General features: G+C 37.3%; 17 protein-coding genes, 2 tRNA genes and 2 pseudogenes. 2 read left to right on the top strand and 19 right to left on the bottom strand.

Annotated elements, in window-relative coordinates; translation table 11 throughout:
* Window positions 1-202 precede the first annotated feature (202 nt).
* The 19 genes and pseudogenes from FJR08_RS01800 to FJR08_RS01715 all read right to left on the bottom strand — a co-directional run bounded on the left by FJR08_RS01800 (window position 203) and on the right by FJR08_RS01715 (window position 15480).
* Complete coding sequence (locus FJR08_RS01800) at window positions 203-433, bottom strand: type II toxin-antitoxin system HicB family antitoxin (protein ID WP_015081367.1); 231 nt, start codon at window positions 431-433, stop codon at window positions 203-205.
* Between the two features lie 188 nt (window positions 434-621).
* On the bottom strand, window positions 622-840 hold the full coding sequence (locus FJR08_RS01795) for a hypothetical protein (RefSeq protein ID WP_015081369.1): 219 nt from the start codon (window positions 838-840) through the stop codon (window positions 622-624).
* A gap of 6 nt (window positions 841-846) precedes the next feature.
* The gene (locus tag FJR08_RS01790) at window positions 847-1299 is read right to left on the bottom strand and encodes a type II toxin-antitoxin system VapC family toxin (RefSeq protein WP_015081370.1); all 453 of its coding nucleotides are present in this window, start codon (window positions 1297-1299) and stop codon (window positions 847-849) included.
* Window positions 1299-1571 carry a hypothetical protein gene (locus FJR08_RS01785; RefSeq protein ID WP_015081371.1) on the bottom strand — a complete coding sequence of 91 codons (273 nt, stop codon included), beginning with the start codon at window positions 1569-1571 and terminating at the stop codon, window positions 1299-1301. The genes FJR08_RS01790 and FJR08_RS01785 overlap by 1 nt, the downstream gene beginning before the upstream one ends.
* Window positions 1572-1853: 282 nt before the next feature.
* Window positions 1854-1988: a hypothetical protein gene (locus FJR08_RS23925; RefSeq protein WP_015081372.1), complete on the bottom strand. Its 135-nt coding sequence runs from the start codon at window positions 1986-1988 to the stop codon at window positions 1854-1856.
* Window positions 1989-2130: 142 nt separating this feature from the next.
* Complete coding sequence (locus FJR08_RS01780; protein WP_168631953.1) at window positions 2131-2892, bottom strand: Bpu10I family restriction endonuclease; 762 nt, start codon at window positions 2890-2892, stop codon at window positions 2131-2133.
* Between the two features lie 182 nt (window positions 2893-3074).
* The gene (locus FJR08_RS01775; RefSeq protein WP_015081374.1) at window positions 3075-4343 is read right to left on the bottom strand and encodes a DNA methyltransferase; all 1269 of its coding nucleotides are present in this window, start codon (window positions 4341-4343) and stop codon (window positions 3075-3077) included.
* A 166-nt stretch (window positions 4344-4509) separates the two neighbouring features.
* Entirely contained in the window at window positions 4510-4860 is a 351-nt protein-coding gene (locus FJR08_RS01770; RefSeq protein WP_015081375.1) for a DUF1257 domain-containing protein, read from the bottom strand.
* A gap of 142 nt (window positions 4861-5002) precedes the next feature.
* Window positions 5003-6514: an AAA family ATPase gene (locus FJR08_RS01765; protein WP_015081376.1), complete on the bottom strand. Its 1512-nt coding sequence runs from the start codon at window positions 6512-6514 to the stop codon at window positions 5003-5005.
* 90 nt (window positions 6515-6604) lie between these two features.
* Complete coding sequence (locus FJR08_RS01760; protein WP_015081377.1) at window positions 6605-6952, bottom strand: hypothetical protein; 348 nt, start codon at window positions 6950-6952, stop codon at window positions 6605-6607.
* A 296-nt stretch (window positions 6953-7248) separates the two neighbouring features.
* Window positions 7249-7900, bottom strand: a pseudogene (locus FJR08_RS01755) (transposase family protein).
* Between the two features lie 1101 nt (window positions 7901-9001).
* Window positions 9002-9073 (bottom strand) — tRNA-Thr (locus tag FJR08_RS01750).
* 83 nt (window positions 9074-9156) lie between these two features.
* A tRNA-Tyr gene (locus tag FJR08_RS01745) sits at window positions 9157-9239 on the bottom strand.
* A 165-nt stretch (window positions 9240-9404) separates the two neighbouring features.
* On the bottom strand, window positions 9405-10181 hold the full coding sequence (locus FJR08_RS01740) for a DUF6816 family protein (protein WP_015081378.1): 777 nt from the start codon (window positions 10179-10181) through the stop codon (window positions 9405-9407).
* A 76-nt stretch (window positions 10182-10257) separates the two neighbouring features.
* Entirely contained in the window at window positions 10258-10665 is a 408-nt protein-coding gene (locus tag FJR08_RS01735) for a ChuX/HutX family heme-like substrate-binding protein (RefSeq protein ID WP_168632054.1), read from the bottom strand.
* Window positions 10666-10884: 219 nt separating this feature from the next.
* The gene (locus tag FJR08_RS01730; protein ID WP_168631952.1) at window positions 10885-11838 is read right to left on the bottom strand and encodes a PhoH family protein; all 954 of its coding nucleotides are present in this window, start codon (window positions 11836-11838) and stop codon (window positions 10885-10887) included.
* Window positions 11839-12193: 355 nt separating this feature from the next.
* Entirely contained in the window at window positions 12194-12580 is a 387-nt protein-coding gene (locus FJR08_RS01725) for a KH domain-containing protein (RefSeq protein WP_015081383.1), read from the bottom strand.
* A gap of 7 nt (window positions 12581-12587) precedes the next feature.
* On the bottom strand, window positions 12588-12848 hold the full coding sequence (rpsP, locus tag FJR08_RS01720) for a 30S ribosomal protein S16 (RefSeq protein WP_015081384.1): 261 nt from the start codon (window positions 12846-12848) through the stop codon (window positions 12588-12590).
* A gap of 517 nt (window positions 12849-13365) precedes the next feature.
* The gene (locus FJR08_RS01715) at window positions 13366-15480 is read right to left on the bottom strand and encodes a PatA/PatG family cyanobactin maturation protease (RefSeq protein ID WP_168631951.1); all 2115 of its coding nucleotides are present in this window, start codon (window positions 15478-15480) and stop codon (window positions 13366-13368) included.
* A 68-nt stretch (window positions 15481-15548) separates the two neighbouring features.
* Here FJR08_RS01715 and FJR08_RS01710 point away from each other — a divergent pair.
* Window positions 15549-15948 (top strand): annotated as a pseudogene (locus FJR08_RS01710) (XisH family protein).
* Window positions 15936-16104: element excision factor XisI family protein (locus tag FJR08_RS01705; RefSeq protein ID WP_174782953.1), on the top strand; the 169-nt coding region annotated here is incomplete at its 3' end. The pseudogene FJR08_RS01710 and the gene FJR08_RS01705, both read left to right, overlap by 13 nt.

The raw sequence follows: 16104 nt of genomic DNA, 5'->3' as shown, positions 1-16104 counted from the left end.
CCCCGCTTTCCCTCTTCCTCTATTCTAGAAGTTAGAAGTCACCGAGTCAGGAGTTCGATAAATGTTTCAATTGTATGATTGGAATGACCAATAGTGAATGTTTTCATAATTTGTTATTATGGGGAATAACACTGAATTACAATTATTTACAGGCATTTTAACGGTTATAATGTCAAAATGCAAATATACTTTTTACACTGAACTAGGCAACTTGCAACGGTTTTGTAGGAAGCATTCTGGGTTCTGGTAATACTTGATTTTCTTGAGTAAGCATCTCAACAAAAGCCTCAATTACTTCCTGACCATTTCTAGCAGCTTCTTCGTAAGTTTTACCATGTGTATGAAACTGTTGCCAGGGAAATTCAGGTAAGTGAACTAAAAAAAGTTGATCCTCTTGTGACCATTGAATTACCATGCTGTAGTGATAAATCATTCTTCACCTTCCTTATTTTCTAGTTCTTCCAGCTTTTTCAGCACCCGCTGAATGTTTTTTTCTAAATATAACGGAGCATCATCTCCATCTTTTTCCGGTATATTTAAAATCATAGTCAACTTCCTTTTTTACTCTTAATTTTGGTGAGAATATTACCCAAATTAGAGTAATATTCTTTGTTTAATATTCTACAAATCTATGGCAACTATTCCTCTATTATTCATGTTCTTATCTTTTTGAAAAGATTCTAAAAAAGTATCATAATAGTTAGCACAAGCTGATGCAGGAAAAATTTCACCTCCATAGATTTTCTTTTGTGACAATCTTTTATTCCTACCAGCATCTAATAAGTTTATATCTAAATTAGATATAATGATCATGCTGTTGTCCTGAAGACGTGCATTCATAATTATTTATTGATTATCTCTCCAATTCTCCAAAGAAAAACCAATTACAGTTTGGATTCTGATAAAATCAGTATCAGCCGAAACTAACGTTAATTGATTACGAATTGCTATTGCTGTTATCCAAAGATCATTTTCATCAAAACCTAATTGAGTGATTTTAGTCGTTTGCCGTTTAGTTTTTTGCTTTGGTCCAAATTTGTTAATTAATCCTGCTTTTATTTGTCCATAAATTTTAGCAGTTACATCATCTACATAATAAATTCTAATATCTGCGATAAATTGCTCAATACGAGTTAAATTTTCTTCCTTATAACTAGAATTTTCTGCCATATAAGTTAGCTCACCTACTGTTATGATAGTAGTAGCTATATCGGTTTCTCCAACTTCCTGTATATAATCCAGAACCGTCTGATTTTTCAGAAAAATTAAACTACAATGATTAGTGTCTAAAAGATACATCACTCAAAAGGATTAATACGATTATTAATTTTCACTTTACCTCTAGTTTCAGAGACTAACTTCAGACATTCTTCCAAGTCGTCTCCTACCCACGTACCAGCATGACGTAAAATTGAACGTCCTGAAGCTGGCTTATAGTTAGTGTTTTCTGATAAACTTGTTTCTTGTTTATATTTAATAAATTCCACAAATTCATCAATAAATTTCAAATTTTCTGGTGAGATAGTTAATAAATTTTGTTCGATTTTTTGTCTTAATTCAAGAGAGTTCATAATTTTGACCTCCTAATTACAATTAATATTTTTTACTTTTATAAATACTGATTGTGATCCTATAGAATTTATAGCATAAATTCGGGTTTCTGAAAACTTTATTGCAAAAATTATTTGTCTGAATCAGGATATCCAGGATTTGAGGATTTACAGGATGTATTTCAGATTTACTACTTGACCAATTGTTTAATCTCCTGCTTTCTCTCCTGACGTTTATTCTCAATTTGAGTTAATATCTCATGTTTAGACTGGTCAAAATTCCTCAATTATTGCTGATTATTTTCAATTATCATTTAATTCCTCATTATAGAAATTTATAGCTTCATCAATAAAACAGGTGTAGAATTGTTGAGGATAATATGGTTCTATAAATGTTTCAATTGCATGATTGGAATGACCAATAGTGAATGTTTTCATAATTTGTTATTATTGGGAATAACATAAAATTAAATAACTATAATTAACTCGGTTGAGCATAATATACACACATTAATAAGCAACTTGGGTTATTATTAGGTGTTTTTCGCTACTTGGGTCGAAAATAAAAAAAATCCTTCCTTCAAAAATAACCTACTTCTAAAACATTACTCTCATCTAAACCTTCATTTTTTAACAATTTACGAATATTCTTGATAAGGTGCTTAAAAACTTCGACTCTAAATGGATTATTTTTCAAGTATTCCATGTAATAATCTCGATAATCGAGACGGCCTTGATAAGTAGCAAAATTTCCTCTAATATTAGAATTAAGCCTTTTGGCTTTTCTTAAAAGAATCACCTCATCAATATCCGTGGGAGCAGTGCTGATAGGGGACATATCTAACCATTCACATAAAAGAAAATATTTTGCTCCTGGAACTGCGGTTTTTACATCATGTGCAGTTGCACATCCTTCTTGAAACATTGTTTTATCAAGATTAGTCTTACACTCTACAGCAATATAGGACAGATTAGTAATTATACTTTTTTCTTGTGTAAAATCAGGAAAATGAGATGCTTTTAAATATAGTTTTCTAGTAATTGCAAAATCTTGGTTTTTACTTCTGACGCTTAAACCACCTCCTAAAGCTGGAAAAGTTAAACTGGACTCAAAATAAACAGATGAAAATGTCTTAATTGGTCCAATATCTACTGCTAAGTTTTCTATCTCTGGTACGATAACGGGGTTAATTAGATAAGGGAGAAATTCCTCAATTATAGTATTATCTAATTTTAATTGTCCTTTATTTCTATATAAAAAATCATTAGGGCTATCAAAAATAAAATCAACATCTATATAGTTTTTATAATCAATGAGCAACTTTACTAAAACATTTAACATTTCATCGGCTGTAAGTAACGATTTTACAGTTTTTGTTAAATTATTAAGCCATTGGTAATAAATATCAATTGTTTGAGCAACTCTAGGTTTATCATTAACTGGAAGTTTAGAATTATTAAGTAATGCGTTTAGTTTTTCTATATGAGGGTTAGGATACTTTTTTATGAGAATTTAAGTGCAATTTAATGGAAATTATCAATTTTTAATATAGGTGATTTATGAACCAATTTAGCACGTATTTTGGCATCAATTATTTCTTCATAAATATCTCCTTCTGCATTTGGTAAAACTGCTGTTAAAACCTCTGTTGCTACTTCAATCGCAAAATTATCATCTGCTATTTCATAATTGTTGATGGGTAATAAATGTAAAATATCTTCAAAAATTATTTCTCCAAATTTATTTTGAAATTTTCTTTCTTGCAGTAAATCAAGTTCAAACCCAGCACCACCAATAGCCAAAGCCGCAACTAATTTACTATTTTCAAATCTCACACCACGTACACTAGATTCTCTCCCAATAACAATAATTACTCTACCATGTTTACTAATTAACCTACGAATTTCTTTAAGAACATCCAACATATCTAGAGCATATTGAACAACAGTTAAAAACCTATTTTGACGATGTTTTCTATTTGCACCTATTTCTGATTTAGCTATTTTCAATAAATCCCATCCTAACATCTCCATTACTATACGATTATTTTGATGGTAGTTAAATACATTAATATAAGGAGGAGATGTGATCACAATATCTACACTATTATCTGTCAAAGGAATATAGCGTGCATCCTGATGAATTACCTGGCATAGCTGTGGAGAATAAGGAAGAGATTTGATAATATTTATATGTTTTTTTAATGACTTTTTAAAATCAAGTAAATTTCTTGGTTGTCTTTGCTGGCTATAGTTAATAATGGCATTAATCAGTAAATTGTATAATAGTTCTTCACTACCAGCTTGTTGTAATATTTGAAAAATAAATTTTTCTTCTAGTTCATGCTGCTGTAAATGTTTTTGTTCTTCAGCAAAACAGTAAAAAAATAAATCTCCTGTAAAAGGTAATAAGTTTTCATCAACAATTTTTTCTGCTAACTTAATCAACCTTTCCCGTTCAAGAGTTTTGAGATTTACAAAATGAGCAGTTTTAGCCATTTCTATAGCAGCAGGATTTATATCAGTGCCATAACAAGATAAACCTTGACGTGCTGCTTCAAATAAAGTTGTTCCACTACCTGCAAATGGATCTAAAACTACACTATCAGGATAACTGTAAACCTTTAAAAATAACTCTACTAACTCTGGTGAAAACTGACCTCTCCAGGGTAAAATACTTGTTCTAGTTTTATTTTTTAAGTCCAGTTTTTCTTGGGAAATATATTTTTTATCATAGGAAATCATATTAATTCTATTAAAAATATCAACTATTGAACTTATGGCTGTTGACAATTTTTTATCCTCCAATCTTTTGCAAAAATGTTTTTGATGCAGTATATAGTATACTACACCCTGACCGAACTCTTTACCCTCTGGCGCGAAACTCCATAAAAAAAGCGGGCTAACCGCTTATTAGAAGGTTAACCCGTTTCACTTTGGGAACGCGCTAGAGAAATTGTTACTGCAATACCAACTTAACGTTAGCGTTTTGCAGACCGCGCTGTTTTACTTCAGCCAAAGTCTTGTTAACGGCATATTTTTGATTGATAGAGTTGATCAACTCGGTCTGGTTGTGCTTCTTAGCAACACCCCATAAGTCAGCAATGAGGTCAAAAGAACCGTCACTGTTACGAGACCAACCTAGATCGTACTCGCCTTCCAATACAGCAACGATGTCGGAACGGAGACGCTGACCATTATAACCACGAACATCAGCTTCAGTCTTGACGCTGATACCTAAGTCGCGCAAAGAAGACTTGAGAATTTCGGCATCGGTGATCTTGGTACGCAGAGTGCTAAAGTGAGACATTTGGGTTTCCTCCAATAAGAAGATTGATGAGAAAAACGACAACGGTTCTTTTTCAGCGAAGCCGCATTAATTGGGAACGGCTTTTTTCTATCTGTTAGCCTTGTGACTAACCTTTCCCCCCTGACATTTCAGAGGAAAGCTTTTAAAACTCCATGCGCTGATATTCAGCAACAGAGGAGGCTGCGGGTCTAGCACGCTGTCTGGCCCAGTCTCTTAAAGCTGTGACCTGTTCTTGCATCGTTCGTGACAGCGGCAAAGTAGACTTCAATGCAGCAATAATATCTAATTGGGTGAACTCCCGATCTTGGGCGAAGGCTTCATACATAGCCGCCACTATCGCTTGTTCAATTTCTGCCCCGGAGAAGCCATCGGACATTTTTGCTAGTTGTTCTAGGTCAAATCTAGCAATTTCCTCCCGACGTTTGGTCAGGTGAATACCGAAGATATCCTGACGTTCTTCCGGTGTGGGCAGATCCACAAAGAATATTTCATCAAAGCGACCTTTCCTTAAAAACTCTCCAGGTAGGCGTTCTACGCGGTTAGCCGTCGCCATTACGAAAACTGGAGATTTCTTTTCCTGCATCCAGGTGAGGAAAGAGCCGAAAATTCTGTTTGATGTCCCCCCATCAGAATCGCCTGAACCACCGCTACCCGCAAAGGATTTATCCAATTCGTCAATAAACAGAATCGTGGGGGAAATTGATTCTGCTGTTTTCAGGGCGTTCCGCAGGTTGGCTTCACTTCGACCCACCATTGAGCCGTCGTAGACCCGCCCCATATCTAATCTCAGAATTGGTAAACCCCATAAACGGGAGGTAGTTTTGGCAATGAGTGACTTACCACAACCAGGAACACCGAGAATTAACATTCCTTTTGGTTGGGGCAACCCATACTCTCTCGCTCTTTCTGTAAAGGCGTTGGAGCGTTGGGTGAGCCAGGTTTTTAATTCTTCCAAGCCACCCACAGCATCAATGGTTTCATCTTCTTCGATGTACTCCAAGATACCGTTGCGGCGGATGAGTTGCTTTTTCTCGGATAAAACGATATCAACTTCATTTTCCGTCAATTGCCCAGTTGTTACCTGTGCTTTGCGGTAGACTTTCTCAGCTTCATCTTTAGTTAGACCTAAAGCGGCTCTGAGTAGCTTTTCTCGCGCCTCGGTTGTCAGCCGTCGTCCACGATTTTGCTCTTGATGGGCGGTTAAAACTTTATTTAACTCAGCCATGTCAGGCAATTGAAAATCTAAAACAACAACTTCTTTTTCTAGTTCGATAGGAACTTGTTGCACAGGGGACATTAAGATAATGTTCTTTTGCGTTCCTTTGAAACTAGCGATCGCGTCCCGGAGCGATCTGGTTGTTGCCGGCGCATCAATAAAGGGATGTAAATCTTTAAGAATAAATATACTGGGTTCTTTTTGCCGAATAATCCAATCAATGGCTGCTTCGGGAGAGACAGTATTGTGTTGAGTGGTATTTCGGGGTTGACCGTACTCGACGATACCGTGAGTTACTGTCCAAATATATACTCGTCTTTGGGGTTTTAAATCTTGGGAGACTTTAAAAATTGACTGCTCTGCCCGCTCTTCCTCGGAGGTCACAAGGTAGATTAAAGGGTATTGAGCTTGAATTAAAATATTGAGCTCTTCTTTCATACTATCGACCTACTTGAGACCTTATAGAGACAGTACCGATCAGCGATCGCATGGCGTTAAGCCAGACTATTAATCATCATTAATTCCTATCTAACAAGGAACTAATTCTTCCTCACCCTTGGGATGGGTTTCTTCTTTTTCTCTACCATCAATGGATAGATGGTCTTGTCCAATGATTCCTGGTTGGTTGCCCAAGTTCACGAGTTCACCATCACGCAGTACGAGTGAAGTTTCACAGGTGGGACAGGAATAAATCCGGTGAGTTCGCCCATGAGCAGACGCTTCTATTTCTTCTACTAATTCTGAGTTGGTCAGGTAGAAACTGAGCGCCCGTTCTGCGAGGTCTGACATGGGTTCTGAGTCAACAGCAGAACGAATTTTAAGTCTTCTGTGCAGTTCCGGTGATAAATATAACGTAACCTTTTGCTTAGTTTGCATACAACTTTCTAGTGGTCTTACCCGGGTATGTATACCACCTTATCGGCTCTTTTCTCAGTTGTCAAGATGGTAAAGCGTTTTAACCGCAATTTTGTTACATTTCGTAATATAGCTAGGTTGACTACGTTTTTCTGTCTGATAGCGTAGCGTGGCGCAAGCCATATCAGGATGTCCAGGATTTAGGGATTTTCAGGATTTTTGTGGGGATTTGGATTTTGTCTGGATATATTTCACAAAGCGGTATGTACTCTTTGTGATAATCTGGTGAAAATATTAGACCTCTTGCAAAATTACTTTTATGTTATAGTTGAGGGTTGGCATTTTGGAACTGCTAAATTTAACTCATAGTTATAAATTGCTGCTAGTAAATTACAACGCAGACCATAACGACGACGGCGATTACGATATCTATCACCAAAAATCTTCAAAATTTTCAGGCGGCGATTGACGTGTTCAATGCCAATTCTTGCCTTTGCTAAAACACGATTATAGTCTTTTTCTCAAGTGGAAAGTTCCCTCTTTTTAGGCTTTTTCTTGGGAGTGTAACTGTTGCTATGATAGTGGTTAATTCCTTGATAACCACTATCGTGTAAACCTTGTATTTCTGGATGAAAATGAACCCCACTAGCTTTGAATAAGGCAAAATCATGACAGCGCCCCTTACCAAAAAAAGTACAAATAATTTCTCCTGTTTCTTGATTAATAATCAATTGGCTTTTAAGGGTGTGACGTTTTTTCTTTCCTGAAAAAAATTCCTGTTGTTTTCTTTTTGGACGTTCAATAGGTGTTTCAGTTACATCCATTACCACTACTTCAGGTTGGCTCAAACCACCTGATAGTTTGAAATTCTTTGAGAGTTTTAACCATTTTCTTAAAAGTCTTTCTTCTCACTCCAAAGCGACGCTTAAATGCTCTTGGTTTTAGTTGTTGGATGGATTTATAGTTCATTTTTTCATCACCTCAGATTCTGATAATGACAGAATTTGATTTTATCTTTTTTTGGTGATGTTTTTTCTGTCAGACGTTCCGCGATTACAACTATCGCTACAAATACCCCAGGTATCAATCTTTTTAGTTATCTCACCCCATTAAGATTAAAAAAATCAACCATCATAACACAAAATCAATTCTGCAAGAGGTCTAATGAATAGTAATCTCAAAACTGGATTTTTGTTATTCGTCTTAATTCGACAAATATTTTTCAGACGATAACTAGTTTCAATGCCAAATCTTTTTCGATAATCTTGATAGATATAATTTAAATTTGTTTTGACCTTATGAGCAACATAAACAAAGTATTGAACTCCATGCTTTTTATGCTTTCCCTTTCTATATTTACAGACAATCCATAAATCAAATGTGACGAAATCATCTTTGTCTCTTGTAATGGTATACAGCACTTCCCGGTGTTATGAGGTACATATCTAGCGGGCAAGACTTGTACTGAGCTTGTCGATAGCGCAGCGTGGCGTTAGCCATAGTATGCCCGCACTACAAGAGTTTCATGATTCAACTTTGTACCTCATAAGAGCGGAAACCGCTGTAACTTGTCACCAATGTCGCAGGTTAGTGTTTATTGTGGAGCTAATTTATACAACTCTTATGTTTGTACTATCTTTATAGTAATGCTTATACTGTTCATATTAGATAGCTACCAAACTCCATTAGCAATGAGTTCTATCACGCACGCCGCTACTGTTGCTGTACAACGCAATTTAAAACAACTGTTTCCTAATTTGATTAAACGTAATTCAAAAACACCTATCTGTAAATACCTCTAAAACAGCCAATATCACCTTTGCATGACTGTCTGTACCTGAAACTCAAAAGAGAGGCATTACAGGTCAATATAGCGTGAGTAGTTAGCTGATGGCATGATGAAACTACAGAATAAGGTATTTATATAAGGCTATCTTATAGATAAATGTTACTTAATAAGTATTCCTGTTATGCAACTACTATGCAAGTTCCCATCTGTAATGAGATACTGGTAGAGTACAGCCAACTTATGCAAGCTACCAGAAGTATTGAATTCCCGTCATTTTAAAAAGCCCGTGACGAGGATTGAACTCGTGACCTCACCCTTACCAAGGGTGTGCTCTACCACTGAGCCACACGGGCGAAATAGAAACTAAAAATAAGATTTAAAATGCTGTACATTTGTTTATAGCACAGCATTTATAATTCTTAATTTCTGTAGGATATGGGCCGAGCTGGATTTGAACCAGCGTAGGCGTAAACCAACGGATTTACAGTCCGTCTCCATTAACCACTCGGACATCGACCCGTTTGTGTCCCACGCTTAACTATAATAGCAGTAGTCTCTGGGTTTGGCAAGGGGTTGGAGAAAATATTTTTGGATAAAGTCTGAATCCTTTACTCCAAAGTAGTTTCCGAGATTTACGCGATTAGTTCTCCATTTTTTTGTAGAGAGTACAAGCGGGTTAGAAGTTCAGCTTGGGGGAAAAAATTCTAGCCGATACCGATATAAAGCCACTGGTCGAGAACCTGCGGTAAAATAATCAGGATCTTGGGGGGAAAGGTAGACAGCAGTTACTTGATCTGCGGTAATGGCTGGAGATGGTGTAGAAAGCTTTTGATAGGCTGTGGTTGATTCTACAGTATTCAAATATGGACGATAACTGCCTTTAAATAATTGTTGGAAAACTTCTGTGGTGATGAATTGATTATCTGCTGTTGTTTCTGTGGCGCGATCGCTGATAATAGAAATTAATTGCCGTTCACCCCGCAAAAATGTAATTTGACGATTGGGAGATTGAGGATCTACTTTGGATGATAAAACAGCCTCATTCCCTAAATAAGCTCTGGATAGGTTTAAACTATTAAATTCTCTATCTGCAACTAATATTGATGCTTGCTTTTGGAAGTTAGCAAAAATTTTTAACCCCGAATTAGTTGGTTTAACTTTTATGAATTTAACTAAAAAACTAATTGGTTGATTTAATTGACTACGATTACCTTCAAAGCCTGGTGTCACTATATCCGGTGCTAAAGGTGCGGCTAAATCTACTAATGTGCTGGTAACTTTCCAAGTCCCAGACATCCATTCTGGGTAAACTAAATCTCCTTTGGCTGGTTTGACTGATGTTAATTTTTCCCATTGGGGGAATTTGGCTAAATGTTCTGCTAATTCTCCAGCCTGGGCTTGATTATTTCCTAAGAACAAAAAAAGCATTAAGCAAAAGCTAATAATTATTTTTATCACCATATTCAACAATTAATAACATTTATTTAGTTTAGATCCCCGACTTCTCAAAGAAGTCGGGGATCTAGGGATTTCAAAATTATAAGGTTTCTAGGGCTAAAGGTTGCCAAATTTCCCCATACTTTTCTTTTAAAATTTGCCAAGCTTCTACTTGTCCTGGTTCGTATTCTCCTGGTTTACCCCATTGCAGAAAGAGGCTTAATGCAGGTTTTTCTTCTGCATCTAAAAACCGAATTGCATAGGTTGTAAAATTCCCTCTTTTAGCTTCACCTGTTTCAAATTTCACTTGTTGAATCATATCCATATTCAAATGAAATTCAAAGCCTTCGGTGTGCATATTCGCATATTTACCTTTTGGTAATTCGGCGTAATATAGCTTTTCTATTTTTCCTCTAGCTTCTAAAACAGCGGCGCTACTGGTGACAATTAGGCGCAAAGTTCCCAAGGTTTCACAAGCTTCTAAAAATTCTTTCAATGTTGTTGTCATCATTTATGTTGAATATGAATTAGTTGACGTGATGGAAAATGAATAAATAACTTCTGGCTATAAAAGTTTATAACATGATTGGACTCAAATTGCTATCATGAATAAATATGATATGGTGAATTGTTATCTTGGTCATGAGATTTTGATATTCATCAATATTCTGATTTAATTGAATTAAAAAATACAATACAACGACTATAAATGACCAATTTAAATTTACTACGTTTCGTATTTCTCATAAGCAGCAACAATTCGTTGCACTAAAGGATGACGCACCACATCTTTTTGGGAAAATTCGCAAATCGCAATTCCTTCCACGTTTCTGAGAATTTGCAAAGCTACATCTAAACCTGATTTTTGATAATGTGGTAAATCAGTTTGGGTAACATCACCTGTAATCACCATGCGGGAGTTAAAACCCAATCGGGTTAAAACCATTTTCATTTGCGCCGGTGTGGTATTCTGGGCTTCGTCAACGATGATAAAGGCGTTATTTAATGTCCGTCCTCGCATATAAGCTAATGGTGCGACTTCGATGATTTCCCGTTCGATTAAGTTGGGGACTTTTTCGGGGTCTATGAATTCATTAATGGCATCATAAAGAGGACGTAAATAGGGATTGACTTTTTGCTGTAAGTCTCCTGGTAAAAAGCCGAGTTTTTCCCCTGCTTCCACTGCGGGACGGGTTAAAATCAGCCGTTCAAATTGATTACTGAGTAGGGCTTGAACGGCGATAACTACCGCGAGATAGGTTTTTCCTGTTCCCGCAGGACCAATACAAAAGGTTAAATCCCGTCTGCGAAGTGCGTCTATATATTGGCGCTGGTGAAAGGTTTTAGCGCGAATTTCAAAACCTCGGCGAGTTTTGGCGAGGATATCGCGCTGTAGGTCTTGTAATTGGTCTTCTGTATTTGTATCCAGGGCTTGACGGGCTGTGAGAATATCAGCACTAGAGATATTATTACCTTTACTCCACAAATTTTCTAGCGATCGCACTAATCGCTTTACTAATTCTACCTGTTTAGGTGTTCCCGAAATTAATAATTCTTGTCCCCGCAGAACTAAGTTAGCTCCTGTTTGTTGGCATAATAACTTGATATTTGCCTCACCATATCCAGCTAGAGCGATCGCACTGGACATATTCGGCAGTTCAATTATGGAATCATCTGCCATATTATTGCTGAATTGGGTAAAAAGTAGTTGTTAACAAAATTAATATTTTCCGATTAAATGTAAATTGAAAATTCTATAATTTTCTGTTAATTAGTATTTGTATGATTGGGAAATGGGCTGACAACATTTGTTAATTCTTGGCTGGTAAATCCGCCATAAAAACGGAATTATTCGCCAAGATTTGACAATGCTGTTGTCCCTGTCTCCATCTTTCCCAGAATTCAATCTGTCACCAACCATTTAAACTAACTAGGAGAGTGCGGCAAAAATCACTAATTATTAAAAACCACTAAAAAGCTTTTGTAATTTGCTTTTTCAATTTTTAATTTTTAATTTTTAATTCCGCCCTGCGGTACTAGCGTAAACGTGGTTTAACAACAGGTTTGGGAATATTGTTCTCTCGTTCTTTCGACTTGGGTGGTAGTATCCGCTCTTCCTGTTCTTCATCAAAAGACACACTTTCCCGACTTTGGGAACTGTTGCCATAAATATCCAGGTATACTGATTGCCCAGCTAGTTCGGCTGCGGCGGCAATTACAGTGCGAATTGCCTGGATATTTCGTCCCCCTCGACCAAACACTTTTTCTTTATCTGTGCTATTAAAAGCAATGCGAACCCAAGCCCGCTTGAGGGTTTGAGACATTTCACAATCAACGCTTAAAGATTCTGGAGATTCTAAAAACGGCTGCACAAGAAACTCTACCAGCCCAACATAATTGGGACTGGTTGCTAGGGATTTCATCTCAAGACTATGATGCGGCTGTTGCACTGACCTGTTCAAAAACGTTAGCTTTTACGAGGATACTACGAACTGTATCGGTAGGTTGAGCGCCTTGTTGTAGACGCTTAATGATACCAGGAATGTTTAATTTTACTTCATCAGTTCTGGGGTTATAAAATCCTAGTTCTTCTAGGGGGCGACCGTCACGACGGGCCAGGTTGTTAATAGCAACAATCCGGTAACTTGCTTCGCGCTTTTTGCCAAATCTTTTTAAACGCAATTTGATCATGTTGAGAACTGTTTCTCCTGTTCCTAGTGAGTGAGTTTGTAACTGATTGATAAGGAAGTGATGGGGATATTATACCCGCCTTCACAACTTCCAACACTGAAATGCTAATTTTAGCACTTTTTAGCCGTGAATGGCTATTAGTTTAGTTGTCAGTTGTCAGTTGTCAGTAAGAAAGATATTCTTTTTGCCCCCTACTCCCGTGGTTTCGGGATAAAACAGTTGTAGTACCTTAACCTTTCCTCCATTACCTGCACTAATTCATTATAAACAATTTTGATAAATTATTGATCAGAGCATATACTACTAGTTTGTTAAGATAAAAATGATGGACTGTAGTGTGAGCGTCTCGCTCACGGGGGCAAGACTTGTACTGAGCTTGTCGAAGTATGCCCGCACTACCAAAAACCCGTCAAAATAAATTTGACAGCTCACGGGGGCAAGACTTGTACTGAGCTTGTCGAAGTATGCCCGCACTACCAAAAACCCGTCAAAATAAATTTGACAGACTACTACGTGCTTACTTCCGCACAGACCAAGAGCGAACTTGACCCAAAGTTACAGGAATTCTGTCACTAACATCAATGGTAAACAAAAACACCTTTTTAGCTCTGCGGCCATTTTCCGGGTCAAAAAACTTTAATTTCACATCCCAACAATCGCTATTAATGCGACAAAAAGGACTTTTTTCCACTTCAATACTATCAAGCTGCATCCCTGTAGAAATAGCTTGAGAAAAACTAGAAGCGGCTTGAAAAGCATTAGTTACAGAAAAATTCAGCGCTCGATCTTTTGCCAATTGTCCTAAATTTTGCAAATCATAGTATACTCGATTTAAGAAACTACTCAAAGCCTTTCTCATAGCTATTTCTTGGGCTGGTGCTGTGGCTTCCGTAATTACAGTTTGCAAAGCCGCATCTACCAAACTATTGACTTTCCAGCCATACATTCCCCTAGTATTCGTAAGACTAATTACAGGCACAACTTGACCAGAAAATAACTCCACAGTTCTATCTGTTAACCTTGCAGGTATACTTACCCGTTCCACAAAATCATCACTGTTTTCTGGTTGAATTTGTCCCTGTAACATCAAAATCAGGATTTCATAGATATCTGCGGCAAAACCGCTTACAGGCTCTAAAGCATAAATAGGAGTTAATTCTTGGTTGAGAGTCCAAATTAAAGGTTTAGCTTCCGTAGGATTTACTGACAAGTAATCAACCATTTGTCGGCTATCATAGGGATTAGCAGGGATAATTGCCCCGTCCATATTCACTGCTGGCATTAATTGTTTAAACGAGTCCCTTCTGGCTTCATTACCAAAATCATAACCAATAGTTCCTAAAGCATAAACCAATTTAGAAGCGGCGCTAGGGGTAACACCTTGAGTTATTTCACTTCTTTGTTCTCGTTCCCAGTCTCCGGCTGGGAATACCGTCTCCAAGGCTCTGCCTGATGATATAGTGAGAGGCAGAGCCTCTAATGTAGCATTCCCAGGTAGAACCTGGGAACGAGAGATTCCTACTCCCCTCTCCTCGTAGGAGAGGGGTTGGGGGTGAGGTTCTTGCACTCCCTTATAGGAGAGGGGTTGGAGGTGAGGTTCTAACTTTTCTCCCGTCAATAATTGAAACGCACCGGGAATATTCAACTTACCTAATAAACAGCGTTCAGGTTCTTCCACTTCTTCGGGGTTACAGGGAATAGCACTATTTAAAATCGCTTCCCGCACTGCTTCAGCGTTGGGTTGTTCACCCCGTTGCAATTGCAGACTCATTAATAAGGCAGAAATACCTGTGACAATGGGTGCAGCGCAACTAGTCCCTTTTTGTCTGATAGGTTCTTCTGTTCCCGGTTGGGCTCCTAAAATGTTTTCACCGTTGGCCATTACCCCTTTATTTTGATATTCTCCGCCATAATTACTAAATTTAAACGGTTGGCCATCATCTCGCATTGCACCCACTGTAATCACACCTGGAAGAATAGAGGGAATACACCAACATTCCCCTTTATCATTACCACCAGGGGCAACAATTAACATATTATTATCTTGGCATTGTTTCACAGCACGGGCAAATAAATCTGGTGCTACTCCGGTTTGGGTGGGGTGACAAGCAGCAATATGAATCAGATTTGCTCCCCATTTCAAAGCCGTATTAATAGCATGAGTAAGGTTCACAGGGGAAATAAAATCATCATTAGCGAAGGAAATGGGAATATTTAATGCTGTACATAAAGGGGCAATACCAGGAGCAGGTGTGCCGTGTTGTCCTAAGATAGTGCTAGAAATGTGAGTAGCATGACCGGATAATTCAATGCGTTGTCTAATAGCTGGAGGGAAAGGTGCAAAAAATGCCTCTCGTTCTTTTTTCGCTTCTTCTTTATCGTGGTCGGGGTCGTCTTTTTTGTCTTTTTGTTGTTGGTTAAAATCTAAATATAAATTGAGATAATAATAGTATTCTTCGTTAAGTTCAATATCTTCTGCCCAATAGGGTTTAAATTGACTAAATTTTGCCCCTTGAAAACAACTGCGTTCTAAGTCTGCTGCACCATCAAGGATAGCAATTTTAATGCGGGGGTCGCCTTTTGTGCGTGTCCAAATTTGAGAAATTCCGGGGATGTCGGTAAGGTTAGGCATGGTTTTGATTGTGTTGTTGTAATTGATGTTATAATTGTGGGTGAAAAGTCTAATTTTTTATAAAGTTAATGCCAGCTAAAGATGTTTTTCATGATGCTGTTAGGATAGGGTTAGAAAAAGAAGGTTGGGTGATTACAGATGATCCTTTAAGGATAGAAGTCGGTGATGTGGAAATGTATATTGATCTCGGTGCGGAGCAAGTTTTAGCTGCTGGAGAAAAAATAGCGGTGGAAATTAAGAGTTTTATTGGTACATCTAATATTTCATCAAGCCATTGGACAATTTTTTAATTATCATTTGGCATTAGAATAACAACAACCAGAACGAGTTTTATATTTAGCTATTCCTTCAGGAATTTATTACTCTTTCTTTCAATTGCAGTTTATTAAAACAGTTGTTCAGCGTTCCCAACTTAAAATCATGATTTATGATCCAGTTCAGGAGGTAATTGTAGCATGGAAAAACTAGAACAATATCGCAATTATGTCAAACAAGTGATCACAGAATATGCTCAATTAGGTTCAGCTAAAGATGAAATTGAACAACAATTGATTTTTGATAGTTTTGGTGATCATTATCAATTGATGTATGTGGGTTGGAAAAACAGAAGACGGCAGCATGGTC

The sequence above is a fragment of the Dolichospermum sp. UHCC 0260 genome (assembly GCF_009711985.1).
Classification (GTDB): Bacteria; Cyanobacteriota; Cyanobacteriia; order Cyanobacteriales; family Nostocaceae; genus Dolichospermum; species Dolichospermum lemmermannii.
The sequence above is the reverse complement of the archived record's forward strand: the minus strand, read 5'-3'. Positions and strand labels throughout refer to the sequence as shown.